Below are 16,709 nucleotides of genomic sequence, written 5' to 3' on the forward strand. Positions count from 1 at the left end.
TGCGGTCGGCGAGCTCGTCGCTGTAGAACACCGCGTCGTCGTTCACCGTGATGCCCGTGACCGCCCCGGCGGCGTCCTTCTTCACGCTCAGGCTGTCGATGGAGCCGCGCAGGATGCCCACGAAGGTCCGCACGTTGGACTGCAGCTGGGCGAGCGCCTTGGTCTCGACGTCCTGGCGGGTCTGAAGGGAGACGACCGCGAAGAGCGCGGCGGCGGTCACAACGACGAACGCCACCATGGCGGCCGTCGTGAGGTGGGAAAGCTTCCGGTTGGCGAGGAACTGCACGGGTATTTACCTTAGGGAAAGTCGTGCAGAAGCCTTCGCAAAAACCGGTTAAAAAGGTGTCAAAGGGCGACGGGCAGGGCGGCTTTTCTACAGCTCCAGCACGGCCGTCACGGGGGCGTGGTCCGAGGGACGCTCCCAGCCGCGGGTCTCCCGGGTCACGTCGATGGAGCGCAGGGTGCCCTGCAGGCCCTTCGACAGCCAGACATGGTCGAGGCGGCGGCCCTTGTCGGCGGCCGCCCAGTCGGGCGAGCGGTAGCTCCACCAGGAATAGATCTTTTCCGGCTCCGGCCGCAGGATCCGCATGGCGTCGATCCACTCCGCCTCCTGGCGCAGCTCCTCCAGCATTGCGGTCTCGACCGGGGTGTGGCTCACCACGTCGAGGAGCTGCTTGTGGCTCCACACGTCGTGCTCGAGGGGCGCCACGTTGAGGTCGCCCACGAGAATGGCCGGTCCGGAGGTCGGCTTCGCGCGGCCGCCCCAGGAGCGCATCTCGGCCATGAAGTCGAGCTTGTGCCGGAATTTCTCGTTGAGCTCCGGATCGGGAATGTCGCCGCCGGCCGGCACATAGAAGTTATGGATCGTCAGGCCGGCCGCCGCCTTGGCCTCCCGGCTCAGGGTGACGGTGATGTGGCGCGCGTCCTGGCGCCCGCACATCTCCATCACGCCGGTCTCGGAGAACGGGTAGCGGGACAGGATCGCGACCCCGTTGTAGCCCTTCTGGCCCATATGGACCACGAAGGGATAGCCGAAGGCCTGCAGGTCCTTCAGGGGCAGCTTGTCGTTCGGGCACTTGGTCTCCTGCAGGCACAGGATGTCGGGGCGGCGCTCCTTCAGGAAGCGGCCCACCTGGTCGATGCGCAGGCGAACGGAATTGATGTTCCAGGTCGAGACGGTCAGTTGCACGGGAGGAAGCCCTTCGGAAGATCCCCTTCGGCTACGACAGATTCCGGCCCGAGGGAAGGGCGACGATCACCGGAAATAACAGCCCCTCGGCATCACCGGCCTTGTGCCGGTGATCCCGATTCCGTAAGGCGCGGCGCTTTTCCATATCGAGATGGCCGGGACAGGCCCGGCCATAACGCCGAGAGTGTCACATCCACGGCGGCCTCATTTGTTCCCGCCGACGAGGATGTCGTACTGGATCTTGAACAGATCCTGGTCGATGCGGCGGCCGCGCTCGCTCTTGCCCAGCATCACCACCGTCTGGAAGCCCTGCGCATCGACGATGCGCCACTGGTTCAGGGTCTCCACCTGGCCGTCGAACACGAGGACGATGCGCGAGGTTCCGCCGAGCGTCGACGAATCCTCCAGGCTGATGCGCACGCCGTCGCCGTCGCTGGCGATGCCCGTGATCCGGATGTCCTGGCCGAGATTCACCTGTTCGCGCAGCAGGAATTTCAGCGGCGTCTGCGAGATGGAATAGAGGTCCTGCGTCGCGAGCTTGCGGTCGCGCACGGCGACCGAGCGTCCGTCGGCGATCACCTCGAGGGTGGCGGGCGGATCGTATTCGAACCGCACCCGGCCGGGGCGCTGGAGATAGAGGGTGCCGCCCTGCCGGCGCCCGTCGCCGCCCATCTGGGTGAAATCGGCCACCAGGGTGGTCAGGTTCGTGAAATAGGCATTCGCCCGCGCCACCACCTCGCCGTTCGGCAGCGGCTGGCGCAGGGCCACGGGCGTCGCCGCGGCAACCACCGGCCGGGACGCGATGACGACGGGCTCCGATTCGGGCGTGTGGCGGGGATCCGCGGTCGCGGGGCGGCTCGGCGGGAGCGGCGCGGTGACGGCCAGGACCTGTTCCGCATTGGCCGGCCTCGGGATGACCGGGCGGGACGGCTGGGTCTCGGCCGCTGCGGGCGTCGCCCGGTGGAACGAGGCGGTCGGCAGATGCGGGAGCGACGGGCCGAAGCCCTGCGCGGCCATCGGACGGACGGGCGGGAGGAACAGGTCGATCGGAACCGTCTGGGCCACGGCCGGCAGGGCGCCCGCGATGAGCGCCGTCACCAGGCCGGCAAGAAGGACGGGACGCATCCGAATCGGTCTCCTTCGGACCATCATCATGGACGCTGCCCGGCCATTGGGAATGGCCCAGGAATGACGCAGGGCCGCGGCCAAGGTTCCGAGACCGCCTTAATCCTCTCCCATGCCCGGAGTTTCAAGCAGAATTTCGCGTTTACCGGCGTGGTTGGCGGGTCCGACGATGCCCTCGTTTTCCATGCGCTCCATGAGCGAGGCGGCGCGGTTGTAGCCGATCTGGAGGCGGCGCTGGATGTAGCTGGTCGAGGCTTTCTTGTCGCGCAGCACCACCGCCACCGCCTGGTCGTACAGGTCCCCGCCCGGCGCCCCGAACTCGCCCTGGTCGAACACGGCCGCGTCGGGAGCCGCCCCGCCCTCGTCCTCCTCGGCCGTGACCGCCTCCAGGTACTGCGGCCGGCCCTGGCGCTTGAGATGCGCCACCACCTTCTCGACCTCCTCGTCCGAGCAGAACGGCCCGTGCACGCGCGTGATCCGCCCGCCGCCGGCCATGTACAGCATGTCGCCTTGTCCTAAGAGCTGCTCGGCGCCCATCTCGCCCAGGATCGTGCGGCTGTCGATCTTCGAGGTGACCTGGAACGAGATCCGGGTCGGGAAGTTCGCCTTGATCGTGCCGGTGATCACGTCCACCGACGGGCGCTGGGTGGCCAGGATCACGTGGATGCCGGCGGCGCGCGCCATCTGGGCCAGGCGCTGGATCGCCCCTTCGATCTCCTTGCCGGCCACCATCATCAGGTCGGCCATCTCGTCGACGATCACCACGATGTAGGGCAAGGGATCGAGATCCATCACCTCGTCCTCGTAGATCGCCTCGCCGGTCTCGCGGTCGAAGCCGGTCTGCACCGTGCGCGTGATGGTCTCGGCCTTCGCCTTGGCCTCGACCACCCGGGCGTTGAAGCCATCGATGTTGCGCACACCGAGCTTCGCCATCTTCTTATAGCGATCCTCCATCTCTCTCACCGCCCACCGCAAGGCAATGATCGCCTTCTTGGGGTCGGTGACCACGGGAGTGAGCAGATGCGGGATGCCGTCATAGACAGAGAGCTCGAGCATCTTGGGATCGACCATGATCAGGCGGCACTGCTCCGGTGTGAAGCGATACAGCAAGGACAGGATCATGGTGTTGATGGCCACCGACTTGCCCGACCCGGTGGTGCCGGCCACCAGCAGGTGGGGCATGCGGGCCAGATCGGCGATGACGGGCTCGCCGCCAATGGTCTTGCCCAGGCACAGGGGCAACTTATGCGTTGAACTCCTGAACTCCTCCGACTCCAGAATTTCGCGCAGGTAAACCGTCTCGCGCTGCTGGTTGGGCAGCTCGACTCCGATGGCGTTGCGGCCTGGAATCACCGCGACACGGGCGGAGACCGCGCTCATGGATCGGGCGATATCTTCCGAGAGCGCAATGACACGGGAAGATTTGACACCTGGAGCGGGCTCGAGCTCGTAGAGCGTGACCACCGGTCCCGGATGCACGTGGATGACCTCGCCCTTCACGCCGAAGTCGCGGATGACCTTTTCCACACGTCCGGCTCTTTCCTCGAGAATATCTTCGGTCAGGACCTCCCCCTCCGGCTGCGGCGTCTGGGCAAGAAGCTCAATGGAAGGAAGCTGATAAGAGGCGTACCCAGAACGTTGGGGCAGCGCAGGAGGGGGCAGCATAACGAACTCCGGCCCGACGGCAGCCTCCTTTATGGAGGCGTCGATCTCCGCATCCTGCCCCGGGATCATCACTGCCTCAGGTAAGACTTCGTGCGCAGCCTCTATTACCTCGACAGCAGCGGCAGCATCCAATTCAAGATGCACTTCCAGCACGTGCTCCGACAACTCACCTGCGACGGCAAGTCTACTCTTGATTGAGGCACTCTCCGGAATGGAAGTGGCCTCCTCGACGATGGCGGCTTCCTCAATCGCTGGAGCGTCCAACGCGTGTCGCAAGGCGACCTTCCCCTTGGCTCTCAACGTGGTCTGGATGCCAGCAATATCCTCTCCGCACAGGGTGAGGTATCCAAGGTCGACTTCCTCTGCCTGATCCTCCTCCACGTCGGAGCTCATGTCCTCGAGGACTTGCGCGACTTCTCCAATACCATCCTCACCAAGCGCGAAGGTCGCGACCTCTTGATCCACGGCATCCAGAACCCCATTCTTGGTTCCGGCGGTTTCAGCTATCTCACAAGCGTCATTGATGCTGATGCAGGTTTGATCACTGGTCTCCCCAGATTGCTGACTTAGTTCCTGCCGCGCCGCCATGCACCCGTCTCGGGATTGCAGCTGCAAGAGATCGGCGGCACCCTCGCCTACTTCCAGTTCCGAATGCTCGTCGAAAGCGATGACCTCGGGCTCCATCACCTCGGAGGTTTCCCGTTCGTCGGCGACTGCGTCAACTGGAGGGATTAGCAGGTGCTTCAGGGAGACGTCGATGCGGTACAGGGCCGACTGGAAGGCCGACGGAACGAACATCGTGGACGGCATGGTGAGGACAGTGATCTGGGGCTCCGGGACGGGTTGGGAAACCCTTTCGACAACCCTAGAGACGAGACTCTGAACATCGGGCGCCTTAGATGTCGAGGGCGGTTCAACTTGTCTCGGAACGTCCGCCATCTCGCGCTGCGCCAAGGAGGGAGCAGCTAGCGGCTGCATGGTTTCTTGCGCCTTCTGGGCGAAGGTCTTGACCGGCGGAGCCTCCATGGCGGCGCGAAGTCTTTCAATGCGCTTGTGGATTTCGTCCTCGGGCCTGTTCAGTACAACTTCGGCCAACCGATCCGCATTTATCAGTTCGCCCGTTGGAAGGTCGAACACGTTCGTTTCCGGTGACTTCCTGATGAACTTGTCGGGGGTGCGCGTGGACCGCACGCCTTGGTCGATCGCGAATGCCTGCCACCAACCAGGCTCGGCTTGGCCCATAGCCAGCCACGGCTCCTCCCAGTTGGTGCTGGTTCCGCTGTTCATACCTTGGAATGGCAAGGCATCACTCTTATGCGATCTCCTTGGAACTCCATCCTCGGTCCGGATTGCGGACGGGAGATAATCGTTCGGCATGGGGATCTTACGCATGGATACTAACAAAGCTCGCAAATGTCGCAGTGGGTCGGCCCGTCACACCCACACTCTGGATGCGGCAGGTAAATACCCAGTTATTGGGACGAGCAACCATGCATTCCCACTATGGCACCTCAAGGAGGAACGCTTTAGTGCCGCACAGACGAAGAGGCGGATGAGGGTGGTGAGAATGCGCACTCAAAACAAAATGCGTGGTGCTGGAGTGCTCTGCTTCTTGGGCTCACGGTTGACGATGTGCTAAACTCCGTACCGAAACGTTAAATCGTCTGCCGACACTGACTCAACCCTTAGACCTTGATCACTGGAATGCGAATAGCTGGGTATCCCTAGCCCGGGTGATAGAATAGTGCACAGCGATACAGTCCTCTCCAGCGCATCCTGCATCAAGCAGTCTGCCAATAGCAATTAACGGCTCAAGTTTGCATTTGATTAACCCTGCGAAGCCAAAGGTCCTATACAGTCTCAATTGCGTCACAAGCTAGACCCATTGCGGAGATGATCTGAGCACACAACGCTCTCCGAGAGTCAGCTAACAATCCGCGGGTAAGAACATGAGCTATGTACGAAATTACGCTCGGGTACAGCTCAGTACAGCAGGAACAGGTCTCCTGGCTGCTACGGCGATCGGCTTTGGTTTATTCGTGTACTCAGTCCTATCCAAGAGTTCTGAAGACCACGCGCTCCAGAGCGAGATTTTAAATCTGCGACAGCAGATTGAGACCGTCACAGCGGAGCGTGATCAACTGGCGAAGGACAATGAACGGAGGATTCTGGCAGGCCAAGATCTGAACACGACACTGAAGCGGATTGAGGCAGCCACCGAAGAACTCCAGCAGTTGGACTCCCTGCGATCAACCGTGAGTCAAGCGATTGAGCAGGCCCGCCTTCAGCTCACTGGACCGTCAGATCAGCCCATTGCGACAACGGAAAGCCGGGCAGCCAGCACGACATCATCAGTTCGCCTTTCTAAGAAGGAGATCCGTGCGGCGCAGGAAGTGCTCGTTGATTTTGGGTACGGAAAACTCAAAGCTGATGGGACACTTGGCCCCTCTACTCGCAAGGCGGTTGAAGCCTTTGAACGAACCAAAGGTCCTCCTGTCACAGGCAAACTGGGAACTGCGACTCTACAGGCTTTGCGAACCCACACGGCCTCGGCAACGCAATAACCCCTCTGCGAGTCTTCTTTCACCCCTTACAACTGGCAGGTAGATTCCTCCAGGAGATACGAGCCACTGCTCTTACTCCCAATAAGTACTCTTTATCGGGAGTAAGCTAAAACCGTTAGCTGGATGACAGCCACTTCAGTGGAACAGGTTGCGCCTTGGCAATTGAGGGGCTACGTCAACCTTCTTGTCCGACGTCTTAGCCTCGGGCTCCGGCGACAGATGCATAATGGCGGCTAGGATCGCAGTCGGCCGGATCTTCAGCCCTTGATCAATCGCTTTCAGCAATTCATCGTCCTTTGCCACGTACTCGAGGACGCCGAGCAGGAACTGCGATGATTGCGCCGAAGCGCGGATGGTCTCAGGCTGAAGGCCAGTCACGTTCAGGAACTGGATGATCCGATCGACATCCGCGACAATGAAATTCAGGACTTGAATAGCTATACTCTCGGCGTCGCCTCGGCCAGTGATGCCTCCGCCCTGAAAGCTCTCTGTCATCTCAACCTCCGCCGTCTCCCACATCTGTCGGCATCTCGATAATCTAGGGACGTCCCCAGACAGTAACGGCTTGAGCCAAGCTGGGAAGGGTACCAGTTCCACCCCGTTCACACGAGTGAGGCTGCCCGGATCGACTGTTTGAAGTTTGCCGAGAGAGATGCTAGGTCCTGGCCCATTCCCCAGCCTTCTCCAGGGCAGGCAGGTCCAGAACGCAGTTTCTTGCCTGGCTCGGAGACCTTATTTGAACGATCAGGATTTGCCAGATGCCCGGCATCGCACGTCAGTTCGAGCCGCAGATCACCCGTACCGGTGGCGCTCCCTCCAAGTACCGCTTCACCACCTATTGCTCGGGATGCCACAAGACGGACACCTACGAGTCGAGCACGTCTGTCGGTGACGATGTCGTCAAGGGCTACTTCAAGGACCGCGGTTGGCTTCTCGCCCGCGATCGCGCCCATGATCTGTGTTCGGCTTGTCTGGCAAAACCCCGCGAGGCTCAGCCGCCTCGCCAGCGGGAAGTTCAGCGTCACAGGTCACCAGAGAGCGGGAACCATTCAGATCGCCCGACACCGGCTGCGGACAAGAGGTCCAGGGACACCGCTGATATCCTCGCGCGCCATCTGGGCAAGCCCGACGCGCTCGCACAAGAGGTGTTTCGCCCCAAGCCCGTGCTGGCCGTCCGCCCGCCAGTTGTGGACGCACCCCAGCAGGCCGCACCTGCCCCTGCCCTATCGCGCGAGGTAGAACAGGCGCTGACAGGAATGGCCGAGGAACTGAAAGGCCTTCGCGCTACGATGGACCTTATGGCGGAGCAGATGGGCAAGTTGGTCTCTCTGGGTACGCAGCAGATCGAGGCCATGGCGCGTCTGACGCCTCTGGTGGTGCAGTCGGCTGAGGGGATCTCCGGAAGCCTGCGGCAGGTTGCTAACGCGGTGCAACTGATCTCGAGCGTTCCCACCCCTGCCGGGGAGACCATGAAGCTGTCCACCAAAACGAGGGGTGTTGAGGATCCGCCCGCCCTGCAGCTTAATCTTTTGCAAGATGTGGACCAAGCGGTTGGTCCGGAAGCAGAACCCGCGCCGGCAGCGGCGGAGCCGAAGAAGTCACCCAAGCAGGGCCAACGTCCCAAGAGGAACCTACCACGTTTGCCTCAGGCGGGCTCTGCTGCTGTCGTGGTCAAGTCGATTCCTGATGCCAAGCGCTCGGATCGGTTCTACACCATCATCCGCCTGCCACGAGCGTTGTGGGACCAGGCTGGCTTTGGTCCGGAGGACCGCCTGGTGCTCGACTGGAGCGGCAAGGTGCTGACCATCGAACGTACAACCAAGGGCGGGGTGAGGCCAAAAGCGATTAGAGGGGCCACCGTAGTGCTGCAGTCGTGGAAGCTGGGCAACCTGAACTTCGACCAGCTGAAAGCGACAGAAACTGACAGGGGCCTACGCCTGACAGGAGGACGTCGGCCAGCGTAAGGCTGCGTCATAGCGTGGCGAGCGCGCAGTGCGACTTCTTTCCGGAATTTTGCTTATGCGAGATTACTTAGTTGGCTGAGTCTCTTTGCCCTTGGAACAGGGTCGGCGCCATGAAAGCGTCACCGTGCCATCGGCGTTAACTCCTCGTTGAGCATACTTCCCTCACATTAGCTGCGGTCTCTGGGAGGTGGTGAGATGCGCGTGTTGCTGATTGAGGATGACATTTCTGTCGCGCAGAGCATTGAACTCATGCTCCAGCGCCTCAATGTCCAGATTTCGGTGGCCGATCTAGGCGAGCACGGCGTCGATCTCGGCCGGCTCCCGGACTATGACATCATCCTGCTCGATCTCAATCTCCCGGACATGTCAGGCTACGATGTCCTCCAGCAGCTGCGGCTTGCCAAGGTGAGCACGCCTGTCCTGATCCTCTCAGGCCTAGACGGGATCCAGAACAAGGTCAGAGGCCTCGGCTATGGCGCCGATGATTACCTCACCAAGCCGTTTCACAAGGACGAACTCATCGCCCGCATGCAGGCCATCATTCGCCGCTCGTCCGATCAGACCGAAGCCGTCCTGCAATGCGGCGATCTGACGATCAACCCTCAGGCTCAGCAGGCTGAGGTCGGAGGCCGTCGGGTGAACCTGACGGGCATGGAGTACAAGATCCTGGCGTTTCTGGCTCAGCGCCAGGGCAGCACGCTGACCAAAGAGATGCTCCTCAATCACCTGTATAGCGGCATGGATGAACCAGCGATCAAGATCATCGACGTGTTCATTTGTAAGTTGCGCAGGAAGCTCGCGGAAGTCTCAGGTGGCAGGGACTACATCGAGACGGTCTGGGGCCGTGGCTACATGCTGCGGGAGCCGCAGCCAATCAAATTGGCAAGCTAAGGCTCAAGACCACGATAGCATCCCACATCTTCTACCCTGTGTTCTATCAGCGGATTGCAGGATTTCTGGTATCTACCGCCCTTGTGAAGTGAAGCCCCTCACCCACTCCGTGGCAACATCGCACCCTGTTGACATGAGATCGCCCCAACGGAAGCCTCTTAACTCCAGCTGGGGTGTGTGCGATTGTCAATGCCGGTTACAACACCGCGCCACCATCCTACCCTGCTTCTAACGAGCGTCATCAGTAGGCGACATAGAAGCGCCCCAGCTGAAGGCTGAGCACCAGTACTCCCACTGGGCGCACGCGATCGGTTCCGATGTCGCTGGAGGACTATCCGCGCAGACTGTGACAACCGACGTGTACTTTAGCGCGTTGCTATCGAGTGTTGGCACGCAGTTTTTGCTTTCCGCAGCCGTCCGAAACCACTGCTTAACCATGAGCGCGCATGCTGTCTGATGTGTCTCACGGGCTGGGCGGGCTCCCTCTTACCTGGAGACGGTGGCTCATGGCGGAGAAACGTTTCACCGACACGATTGAAGAGAAGTTGGCCCTGATCTCGCCAACTGTGAAGGCCATCGAGTTCGGAGGAGATCTGCCCTATTTGCGTGAACTGCAGACGCTCCTCAGACAGCACCTGACAGGCCTGGTCGTCCTGTTCGAGCGCGATCCCGGCTTGGATGCCGCAACAACGGATCTGTATGCGGCAGCTGCCGCGATGGTGCAGGACACCACAACGGCCGCGCAGCCCCACGCCCGAAAACGCCGTCTGCTCAACGAGGCCCAACCGCGCTTTCAGGAGCGCATCGCGACGGCACGTCCCAACGGCATAAGGGCCTGTGCGGCTTGGCGCAAGAACGAGCTCTTCCTTGCGGCTTGATCCAAACCAGGGTCCCGCGTCCCTGCATGCTATGGGCCGGAACCCTGTCCCCTGCCCTTCTCCCTCGAAGAATTGCTGGTCCGTTGAGCCGGGCACGCAATCAGCTGTGGACTTTGTGGGGCTCCAAGATCCTGTGAACTCATTGCGGCATGGAGATTGAGGAAGCAACTCACTGATGATCAACTTTGAGTGGCAAGCACTTTATCCATCGAGTGACTTGCGAGTTCATAGCTTATCAGGAGGGTCTCACAGTGGCGAAAACAGCAACCAAAACCGCAGCCAAGAAAGCAGCAGTCCGCAAGGCAGCCGCATCGAAGTCGGCATCAGCCAAAGTGTCCGAAGCTGCCGGATCCGTAGCCAGGAAGTCTCCGAAGGCCGCGGCACCGAAGGCGTCAGTCAAAGCAGCCCCGAAGGGCGCGAAGAAGTCCGCCGGTTCCTCAACCAGTGCGATCCTCACCCTGCGCCACATTGCCGAGGAGTTGTCAGCAGCGCATGAGCTGCCCAAGCGTCAGGCCAACGAGATGCTCACCCAAGTGATCGAGATGATCGCCAAAAGCCTGAAGAAGGGCGACAAGATCCGTCTGACCGGCCTTGGCATCCTTCAGGTGCGCAAGCGTGCCGCCCGCATGGGCCGCAACCCGCAGACGGGCGAGCCTATCAAGATCAAGGCCTCGAAGAAGATCGCCTTCCGGCCCGCTAAGGAACTCAAGGAGGCGGTCTGATCGCACGCGGTCGGCCGGATAGCTGAGGGCACGCCCGCCGCGCCAGAAGCCTGGCGAGACAGCACATCCCTGTGTGAAAAACAATCTCAGGGGAGATGCTGCGGTCTCCAGCCGGCATCAGGTCGGCAACCGGTGCGTATAGCACCTGGCCGCGGGTCGAGACCTTTGTCTTGGGACGCGCTCCGGATCGGGGTTGTTGACGACCATGATTCAGAGCCCAGGCCCGTCATCCCGCATCTTGCCGCGCTTCTTCGCCTTCTTCTGAAGCTTCTTGCCTTCGACACGGATCGGCTCGATCAGCTTGGGTGTGACAGGCGACAGAGGATCGCCAACACGGATCGTTGCTTTCTCAACTGGGGGCTTCGGGGCTGGCGGTTCTCCCGGGGTCCTAACCTGACCCGGTGCAACGTCGGCCGACTGCTTGGGTGGGCCGGGAGGCTTGTCGGCCTTGGGCGCGGTCGGGGCCGCAGGTGCGGGTTTCGGGTCAGTCGCGGTCTTTCCAGATTCCTCGGCCGGAGAGGCTGACGACCGGACAGGCTCGGGTCGAGGTGCCGGAGCTTGGGCAGCGGGCTTTGTCGGAATTGGAGTCGCTGCGACCGGTGCCTTAGCGGTGACGGCATCCTTCTTCGGCTCGGCCTCGAGCTTAGCCGGCGGAGTTGTTGGCGTTGCCGGCGCCGGGGCAGAGCGGACTGTGGAAGCGGTCGGAGTTGCTGTCGGGCGAACGCTTGAAGGCGCCGCGGCCGAAGTCTTGGCCTCACCCAGTGTTGGCAGGGCAGCAGCCTTCGGCACGGAATTTACAACAGCGGCGCCGGAATGAGTGCCGGTCGGCTTATTGGACTGTGCAGCATTTTCCGACTTAGCGGGATTATTCGAAGTCCGCTCTGGAGCCTGGCCTGATTTTTCAGTGGCGGCTGTCTTAATTTCAATCTCAGGCTTCGAATTATTCGGAGCTGAGGATTTAGGCGCGGAATTAACAGGTGCCGGGGCCGGTGATTTAACCGGAGCCGCAGCGGAATTTTTCGGCTGCGCGGCAGCAGGTGCCCCGCCCTGTTCCTTGGGCTTATAAAATGGCTCAGGCCGGAAGCGGGTTTTCTGGGGCCGAGCTGCAGGCTCGAGCGGTCGCGCGGGCGCAGGCTTCGGGGCCGCCTCACCTGTCGCCATTTTGGCCGGGGCTGGTTTTACCTCGGACGGCCGCTGGATCGGCGCACGATCGGCGACCGGCCGGGCGACCGGAGCTCGAGATACATCACGGGCCGCAGGTGCCGGGTTCAGCCTGTCGGGCTGGACCGGTGCCTTGGAAGGCTGCGGAGACACAGACCCTTGTGGAATATTTTCTTGAACAGGCGCTGGCTTGGCAGGGGAGGCGCCTTTCACTTCAGCCAGGATCTTCGGCAGGGCAGCCTCAACGAAGGCATCCAAATTGTCTGCGACGCGGTCCATCGTTGCCTTCTTACGAGCGGCAATTACCTCAGGGCCGGGATCGGCGATATTCAGGTCGATAAATCCAGGCGCGCGGCGATCCAGCGGATGGCGCTTTGGATCAGCCATCATGTTATCCAGCCGCTTCAGGAGGGTATTCAATTGGCTCTTGGAAACGTCAATTTCGATCTGATTGCGCCTGTCCATATGAACTGCGCGGTCATAGACTTCCAACAAGAACGTCATGGCCTCCTTAGCGGCCCGCCCCACAGGCTGTGTCGCACCATTTTTGTCCTTAGGGGCCTGGGTGGTCTGACCGTGGCCTTGGCCACCCTTTGATTTGGTCCGGCCCGGGCTTTTTTGATTCTTTTTTATATCTTCATGGACGATCAGCTTAGGCCGGGATGCAACCCTATCAGCGACCAGACGACCGAGATCCTGGAACAGCTCATTGGTGGTCACTCGTGCGCCAACCTTGTCGACGAGCTTGGTGAGCCGGTCGACCTCCTTCAGAGCAATGTCCTTATATGGGCTTTGGGAGCCCATGACCTGTCTTGCCTTGTCAGTCTTCGCCTTGAGGACGCGCTGGCGATGCCGGGCGCGCTTCTCGTGGTCGGCCACAAGCCGATCCTGCATGACCTGCCATTGCCGACAGGCAAGGGCGACGCCGTCCTCTGTCAGTTCCCCCTTTCTCTCCCTATTGAAGGTCTTCGAGGGGATATGCTCGAGCGGATCGAGCTGGATGCCCATGGCCTCGTAGGAGCGGGCATCATACCGCTTAATGAGGCCTGCCCTCTCCATGACCTCGTTGCAAGCCGTTGCCCAACGATTGCGCAACATTGGGATCCATGTCCGACGATTGGCTTCGCGCAGCTTTTTCCGGCGAAACGGGTAAACCGTCCTGCGATGACGGTTTGGGAATACCTTTTCCTCTTCGATTTCGAAATCCCAAACGTCACGACCGTCAGGGTTTCGAGGGCCCTTCATCCGGGATGACGGGCGATCATAATAGACGATGTGGGCATGAAAATTCCGTTCGTCATTATTCTGGTCTGGGGCGTGAACCACCGCCCAGAAGGGTAAGCCCTTCTCAGTGAGCTTGATGGTGAAATTGCGAACGATTTCAACACGCTCGCGCCCATCGATCTCAAACGGAAGTTCAGCGATGATGCGGTTTTGGACACGACCGCCACGACCCGGTTCAATCTCAATGAGCGCCTCTGGATGAAGTCCAACGATCCACTGATGGATCGCGAAGGCTTCATCGGTCCGGATCAGGTTGAGTTCGACATCTTTCGGTTCGCTGCTGCCTTGCATACGCCGCAGCTTTTCCCGCAACCTCGTGGGAGCAGAATCGAGGTTCTTGATAGTGAGACCCCATCCTTCGGGATCTGCGGAGAACCGTATCCTGATCGTGTCACCCTGGGGTTCGGCCTCAAACTGTTCAACCGCCTTCCAGAAATGGCGGCGCTCTTCGAGCGTATCGCCAATTGTCCCAAAGGATGCCAGTTCGAGGGCGTCGATTTCATCGTCCGTCAGGTTCTTGAGCGGAATGCGCTCGAGGAAATCCTGTTGTTCTTCGGCGCTCCGACCTTCAGCCTCACGCACGAGGACGGTGAAGCCATCCTCGGCTACGTCGGGATCATAGCCTGGATATTCTTTCTCCCTTGCGACGTTCTCGGCCGCACCATCGCGCTCGATGTAGAGAAGATGACTCGTTGCGTTGGAGGCGGTGTACTTGCGGCCGCTCTGGGCCGCTTTGATCATCTTAAGGATCGGCGATGTTTTAGAGTGATAGGGGTGTGAGAAGTGAAATGTCTGCGTTCCTTCGGCTGACAGCGGTCTATCACGACCGCGGCTGCGATTGGCAAACCGCACACCTGGATGGTCATATGCCCACCCCACCGCCGAGTGGACACCCGATGACATTCCAAGACGGGAAACCTGGGCTTGCGGGGTGAGCGTCACGCCGTCACCCCGAGTTGGCGTTGGCGCATCCTTACCCGATGCCGAGCCTCCATGACCACCCAAGGCATAGTCCTTGGACCGGGCAGGGATTATCCGCGTAAAGTCCTTGGAAGGGTCTCGCTTCGTCGCCCTGCTCAGTGCGCGAGACAGGTCTTGAAGCGTAGTAACGATGAGATGGCTGGTCGTGATTGGCATGAAGAAGGGCATCAGAGGTCGGGCATCTATTTTATCAGATGGCAAACCCACAATGCCAGTCGGAGCCTGACACCAAATACAAAAATTCGGTGAGTTTCAGAATTTTACCCGGCTCTTCGTCTGGCTCGGGCCGCTGCTCGATGGCACTCGCGGAATGATCCTTCCGACGAGGCGAGGCTATCGCGACAGGTGCGTTGAGGCACAAAAAATACCAGATCACAGGATCGGGAAGTGCGGTTGACGAAGGATCGGGCGCACTTGTCCAAAGTCTGATTGAGGCACCGGAGGGTGCCGGTGCGCTGGTATTTTTTGCGCCCCAAATTTCTGGTCAATTTGCCTCCCGGATCTCAACCCAAATTCGAGGTGTAAGTTCGACCGCCGCAGGGCGGGCCGAATAGTCCCAGGAGACAACGGAAACCGGCAGGCACCGAAATGCGGATTGTAGATCCGATCAGTTTTGATGCGCCCTGAGGGATGCGTCAGAACTGAGGTATTGAGCCTCCGACGTTTTAGGACCCTTGAGCCTTGTCCGAAGGCTCCTCACTGGGGGATCCGTCGGGATCTTCCTGGGCGAAACCGTCCAACTTCGGGGACCATCTTCCGTCGCTTCTGGGAGCCTCTTTGAGGCTTGGATGAGCCCGTGCACGCTCATCCAAGCCCGAACTTTGTATTTTCTCTGCCCCGCAGGTATCCCGATCCGTGGCGTTTATGGGTCGAGGCAGAGAAAATCAGACACGATCGCTGTTGAATTTCTGTGCCTCACCCAGAAGCTCTCCGGTGATCTGCGATCTGCAAGCTCGGACGAATTACTTGACCCCAACTGCCCACTTATCTGGTTTGGCCGAGGCTGCAATAATCAACCGGGTAGGGCATGAATATTCTGGCCCCACACAAGAGAGCGGTTTGGATCCAGGGCTGGAAATTAGTATCAATCCTGTGTCAAAGCCGGGACTTTCGATGCCGCATATAATTTGGTCCTCAAGGCATTTGCCTTGAAATGCTAGATACTTACACCGTTTAGCAGATAGACGGACACTTGCATCGGAATGCAATTCTTCGAGCCGTCGAATTGCACCTATGGCCGGGAGCCCTATCAGGTTGCCCAGAGTAAGCGGGCGCCGATTGCAACTTTGACGGCCTGCACAATGCAAAATCGGTTCGAGCCCGCTCCACACGAGCGCCAATCATCGCGAAGACTAATGCAAGTTCCGGGGCACCCCTTCTTTCAAAGTGTCTCGGTGGCGGTGATCGCTTCGTGAACGAATGTGCAAGTTTGAGAGGAGGCAAATTTCAAATTCGGCCTCGTTGATCCAAGGCGCGCCAAGGTCCGGATCAGCCAATTTGCAAGTTCCTGAGGCGAGAGATTGCATAAGATAGGCTATCAACCCGGGAGGCCGGCCCAGCCGGCGTTGCGGCACGATAACTGAGTGCAATTCTGGCCCCTGCCTTTTTGCAAATCCGGGTTGCCAGTGATCAGGTCGGGCCTTCCGATGAACTCGGCAGGCGTACCTGCGATTGTCTCGCTTGCTTATAGAATCTGCAATTCTTGATATTGCAAATGTGCAGTTCGCATTAGATCTGTTCTTCGTCCGAGTGCGGTGAAGACCGAATGGCTATGCGGAATTTTGGTCCGCGCCGCATAGTGTCGTTTGTCTCACTCTCAGGAAATTGGGTTGGTTGGACAGTTCACTCGCAGGATAATGCAAGCATCTGTACAGCCTACGCGACGGACAGCCGAGGCAGTGGTGGCGGGTGCGTCGGAATCAGGTGCTGCCCTGCTGTGAGCGCCTGCCGGGCGGCTCCTCTCTGGGCCGGCTTTACGCCTCGCCCAAGCAGCGTCGGCACGATGAGGGGGACAGGTCGTGCGCGTCATCGACGACCGCTTGGAGGGCATCGTAGAGGCGGAGCCGCTCTACCGGCTGGTCACCACGCTGCTCGACCCGGTCGCCGCGCCGGCGCTTGAGTTGGCGGCGCTCTCCCACGAGCGCTGGGACAGCGAGAGTACGTTTGCCGAACTGAAAGTGACGTTGCCAGGGGAGCGCCTGATGCTGCGCTCGCGCCGGGCCGATCTCGTGGAGCAGGAGCTCTATGGCCTGCTGCTCGGGCATTTCGCGCTGCGGCGGCTGATG

General features: G+C 60.3%; 12 protein-coding genes. 6 read left to right on the forward strand and 6 right to left on the reverse strand.

Features of this window, described 5'->3' with window-relative positions; all coding sequences use genetic code 11:
- The 4 genes from NF876_RS41060 to NF876_RS41075 form a co-directional block, all read right to left on the reverse strand.
- A partial coding sequence (locus NF876_RS41060; RefSeq protein WP_262273487.1) for a hypothetical protein occupies positions 1 to 286 on the reverse strand: 286 nt, incomplete at its 3' end.
- An 87-nt stretch (positions 287 to 373) separates the two neighbouring features.
- Positions 374 to 1,189: an exodeoxyribonuclease III gene (locus NF876_RS41065; protein WP_210812184.1), complete on the reverse strand. Its 816-nt coding sequence runs from the start codon at positions 1,187 to 1,189 to the stop codon at positions 374 to 376.
- Between the two features lie 204 nt (positions 1,190 to 1,393).
- On the reverse strand, positions 1,394 to 2,314 hold the full coding sequence (locus NF876_RS41070) for an outer-membrane lipoprotein carrier protein LolA (RefSeq protein WP_210812183.1): 921 nt from the start codon (positions 2,312 to 2,314) through the stop codon (positions 1,394 to 1,396).
- Between the two features lie 99 nt (positions 2,315 to 2,413).
- Positions 2,414 to 5,281, reverse strand: coding sequence for a DNA translocase FtsK (locus NF876_RS41075; protein WP_262273488.1), 2,868 nt, complete (start codon positions 5,279 to 5,281; stop codon positions 2,414 to 2,416).
- Positions 5,282 to 5,928: 647 nt separating this feature from the next.
- On the opposite strand from NF876_RS41075, the gene NF876_RS41080 reads away from it, so the two are divergent.
- Positions 5,929 to 6,543, forward strand: a complete 615-nt coding sequence (locus NF876_RS41080) for a peptidoglycan-binding domain-containing protein (RefSeq protein ID WP_210805017.1) — start codon at positions 5,929 to 5,931, stop codon at positions 6,541 to 6,543.
- 135 nt (positions 6,544 to 6,678) lie between these two features.
- Here the strand turns inward: NF876_RS41080 and NF876_RS41085 are convergent, their stop codons facing one another.
- Positions 6,679 to 7,062: a DUF3572 domain-containing protein gene (locus NF876_RS41085; RefSeq protein ID WP_210805015.1), complete on the reverse strand. Its 384-nt coding sequence runs from the start codon at positions 7,060 to 7,062 to the stop codon at positions 6,679 to 6,681.
- Positions 7,063 to 7,301: 239 nt separating this feature from the next.
- On the opposite strand from NF876_RS41085, the gene NF876_RS41090 reads away from it, so the two are divergent.
- From NF876_RS41090 to NF876_RS41105, 4 genes are all read left to right on the forward strand, one after another.
- Positions 7,302 to 8,507 (forward strand): hypothetical protein, encoded by a 1,206-nt coding sequence (locus tag NF876_RS41090; RefSeq protein ID WP_262266273.1) that lies wholly within the window; start codon positions 7,302 to 7,304, stop codon positions 8,505 to 8,507.
- A 195-nt stretch (positions 8,508 to 8,702) separates the two neighbouring features.
- Positions 8,703 to 9,398: a response regulator transcription factor gene (locus NF876_RS41095; protein WP_262266272.1), complete on the forward strand. Its 696-nt coding sequence runs from the start codon at positions 8,703 to 8,705 to the stop codon at positions 9,396 to 9,398.
- A 506-nt stretch (positions 9,399 to 9,904) separates the two neighbouring features.
- Positions 9,905 to 10,276, forward strand: coding sequence for a hypothetical protein (locus tag NF876_RS41100; protein WP_210805234.1), 372 nt, complete (start codon positions 9,905 to 9,907; stop codon positions 10,274 to 10,276).
- 185 nt (positions 10,277 to 10,461) lie between these two features.
- Positions 10,462 to 10,998 carry an HU family DNA-binding protein gene (locus NF876_RS41105; RefSeq protein ID WP_256439454.1) on the forward strand — a complete coding sequence of 179 codons (537 nt, stop codon included), beginning with the start codon at positions 10,462 to 10,464 and terminating at the stop codon, positions 10,996 to 10,998.
- A 210-nt stretch (positions 10,999 to 11,208) separates the two neighbouring features.
- Here the strand turns inward: NF876_RS41105 and NF876_RS41110 are convergent, their stop codons facing one another.
- Positions 11,209 to 14,184 carry a MobA/MobL family protein gene (locus NF876_RS41110; RefSeq protein WP_210805232.1) on the reverse strand — a complete coding sequence of 992 codons (2,976 nt, stop codon included), beginning with the start codon at positions 14,182 to 14,184 and terminating at the stop codon, positions 11,209 to 11,211.
- Between the two features lie 2,258 nt (positions 14,185 to 16,442).
- On the opposite strand from NF876_RS41110, the gene NF876_RS41115 reads away from it, so the two are divergent.
- On the forward strand, positions 16,443 to 16,709 hold a 267-nt coding region (locus NF876_RS41115; protein WP_262273489.1), incomplete at its 3' end, for a transposase.

This window comes from Microvirga yunnanensis (genome assembly GCF_025460875.1).

Excerpts from the sequence above, each read along its gene's own strand:
- NF876_RS41070 (WP_210812183.1), bottom strand. The coding sequence starts at position 2,314 with ATGCGTCCCGTCCTTCTTGCCGGCCTGGTGACGGCGCTCATCGCGGGC.
- NF876_RS41080 (WP_210805017.1), top strand. The coding sequence starts at position 5,929 with ATGAGCTATGTACGAAATTACGCTCGGGTACAGCTCAGTACAGCAGGA.
- NF876_RS41085 (WP_210805015.1), bottom strand. The coding sequence starts at position 7,062 with ATGTGGGAGACGGCGGAGGTTGAGATGACAGAGAGCTTTCAGGGCGGA.
- NF876_RS41090 (WP_262266273.1), top strand. The coding sequence starts at position 7,302 with ATGCCCGGCATCGCACGTCAGTTCGAGCCGCAGATCACCCGTACCGGT.
- NF876_RS41095 (WP_262266272.1), top strand. The coding sequence starts at position 8,703 with ATGCGCGTGTTGCTGATTGAGGATGACATTTCTGTCGCGCAGAGCATT.
- NF876_RS41100 (WP_210805234.1), top strand. The coding sequence starts at position 9,905 with ATGGCGGAGAAACGTTTCACCGACACGATTGAAGAGAAGTTGGCCCTG.
- NF876_RS41110 (WP_210805232.1), bottom strand. The coding sequence starts at position 14,184 with ATGATCAAAGCGGCCCAGAGCGGCCGCAAGTACACCGCCTCCAACGCA.